This window comes from Aquabacterium sp. UBA2148 (assembly GCF_002328915.1).
Taxonomy (GTDB): Bacteria; Pseudomonadota; Gammaproteobacteria; order Burkholderiales; family Burkholderiaceae_C; genus Aquabacterium; species Aquabacterium parvum.
Map to the genome: position 1 here is coordinate 3,937 of NZ_DCXA01000154.1, position 2,521 is coordinate 6,457.

Sequence of the window (2,521 nt, forward strand, 5' to 3'; positions counted from 1 at the left end):
CGCAGGCGGGCCTGGTGGTTGTCGGTGGCGATGAACACGGCCGAATAGGAAGCCGAGGACGTCGTCAGCCCGCCGACGATGGCCATGGTCTGCAGGGCGGGGATGACCTCGTCGTAGGCATGGCCGTACAGCGTGTGCACGATCAGCTCGGACATCAGCCAGCCGCCCGCGGCCACCAGCACGCCCATGAACTGGTAGAAGCGCACCGAGACCGAGAAGATCTCCTGCACCTTCTCGCGCCCACCTTCTCCCTGGGCTCGCGAGATGAACGGCAGCAGCATCGACGAAAAGCCATTGGTCAGCAGGTCCATGCCGCTCTTGGACAGCGCACCGGCGATGTTGTAGAAGCCGACGTAAGTCGTCATCGCGCTCAGGCCCAGCAGGTAGGTGTCCATCGATTTGGACGACAGCATGCCCACCAGCGTCAAGGAGGTGTTCCAGCGCACGCCCTCGTTGAGCTTGGCCTTGATGTCGTCGGGCAGCGGGCCGTCCGAGGGGCGCAGGCCGGCGCGGCGCATCAGCACGTGGGCGATCACCGGGTGCAGGGCCGCTGCCACCAGGAACAGCAACAGGTAGGCATCCAGTCCCTGCTTGGTCATGAACAGCGTGAAGGTCGTGGCCGTGGTGCCCAGGCTGATCAGCGTGGTGGTGATGGCCTCGGTGTGAAAGACCGAGTAGCCCTTGGACGCCGAGACCTCGAACATGTACAGGGCGCGCAGCACGGCGCACAGCACCACGAACACCAGGTGCAGCACCAGCCGCTGAGACACCTCCGCCGGGTACACGGCGGGCAGGAAGGCCGTGGTCAACAGCAGGGCGCCCATGCCCGCCAGCGCCAGCCACAGCACCTTGCGCAGCCGCAGGAAAATGGCGTGCCCCTGCTCGACGTCACCCCGCCCCACGGCCTCGGCGATGAAGCGGATGGCCGTGACGTTGAGGCCGCCGCCGGCCAGGCTCACGGCGGTGCTCACCATCCAGATCAGGTAGGAGTAGACCCCGTAGGCCTCAGGCCCCAGCCCGCGGGTGATGAAAACGCTGTTGACGAAGCCGGTGACGAAGACGATGTAGCTCGACCCCGTCATCCACTTGGCCGCGTCAAAGGCCGACTGCTGCGAGCGCTTGATGTTCATGGGTCGCGATCATCCCTTGTCCGAAAGGGTTTTCGGCGGGGAGGGCGTGCCCCTGAACCACCAAATCAGGGGGAAATGAGCGCTCAGACCAGCCCGTTGCGGATGGCGTAGACCGTCAGCTCGGAGTTGTTGGTCAGGGCCAGCTTTTCCAGCACGCGGGCGCGGTAGACGCTCACGGTCTTGGGGCTGAGCAGCAGTTGCTCGGCGATGTCGGACAGGCGCTTGCCCGAGGCGATCATGACCAGCGTCTGCAGCTCGCGGTCGGAGAGCTTCTGGTGAGCGTCTTCCTGGGCAGGGGTGGTCAGGTTGTCGACCAGCATCTGCGCCATCTCGGGCGTGACGTACTTCTTGCCCTGCGAGACGGTGCGCACGGCGGCCACGATCTGGGCCGCATCGCTGCCCTTGTTGAGGTAGCCGCTGGCGCCGGCTTTGAGGGCCCGCATGGCGTACTGGTCTTCGGGGTACATCGAGACCACGAGCACCTTGACCGGGTTGCCTTCTTCCTTGAGCACGTGCAGCACGTCCAGGCCGCTGCGGCCGGGCAGGTTGATGTCCAGCACCAGCACGTCGCAGCTTTGGTCGCGAAAGAGGGCGCGCAGCTCGCCGTAGTCGGCGGCTTCGCCCACGACGTCGATGTCTTCGGCGTCGGCCAGGGTGTCGCGGATGCCGCGTCGGATCAGCGCGTGGTCGTCACAGAGGATGACTTTGATCATAGGTTGCCCCAGGCGGTCGGGTCGTCTCGGTCGGGGTCAGCGATCGCTGCCTCGCCATCCAGTGCTGGCAGCAGCCGATCGATGAAACCGTTTTCAGGGCCAGAGAGCGGCACAGACAGGATCAGCGAGGTCACGCCCGGTTTGCTGCTGAGGTCGACCCAGCCGCCCACCGTCTCGGCGCGTTCGTGCAGGCCGCGGATCCCGAAGGAGCGCGCCTTGGCCAGGTCCTCCGGGCTCAGGCCTCGGCCATTGTCGGTCACTTCGATGGACAACACGCCACCGGCCTGCGAGACATCGACGCTGACCTTGCTGGCCTGTGCGTGTTTGGAGACATTCGTCAGCGCCTCCTGGGCGAAACGGTAGGCCACCAGGGGCACGCCGATGGCCAGCTGCATCTTTTCGTGGCTGGTGCGGAAGGTGGTTTCGATGCCGGTGCGCTTGCCGAAGCGGTCGGTCATCCACTGCAGGGCGGCCACCAAACCCTGCTCCAGGATGGCCGGGCGCAGGTTGTGCATGATGCGCTGGCTGGCCTCGTGGGCGTGACCGATGGACTCCAGCGCCTGTTGCACCCTGTCTGCGATCTCGGGCGTCGGGGCGTGGCGAGCGATCCAGGCCAGGTCGAATTTCACAGCCGTCAGGGCCCCACCGACGTCGTCGTGGATCTCGCGGGCGATGGCG

General features: G+C 66.0%; 3 protein-coding genes. All 3 read right to left on the minus strand.

Features of this window, described 5'->3' with window-relative positions; genetic code table 11:
* Positions 1-1,130 (minus strand): lipopolysaccharide biosynthesis protein (locus tag B2W70_RS08455; RefSeq protein WP_286744745.1); only part of this gene is annotated, 1,130 nt, incomplete at its 3' end.
* 83 nt (positions 1,131-1,213) lie between these two features.
* Positions 1,214-1,843 carry a response regulator gene (locus B2W70_RS08460; RefSeq protein WP_058087977.1) on the minus strand — a complete coding sequence of 210 codons (630 nt, stop codon included), beginning with the start codon at positions 1,841-1,843 and terminating at the stop codon, positions 1,214-1,216.
* A partial coding sequence (locus B2W70_RS08465; RefSeq protein ID WP_286744749.1) for a sensor histidine kinase occupies positions 1,840-2,521 on the minus strand: 682 nt, incomplete at its 5' end. The genes B2W70_RS08460 and B2W70_RS08465, both read right to left, overlap by 4 nt.

Bases quoted from the DNA above. Each gene is read 5' to 3' on its own strand.
- B2W70_RS08460 (WP_058087977.1), bottom strand. From the start codon at position 1,843: ATGATCAAAGTCATCCTCTGTGACGACCACGCGCTGATCCGACGCGGC.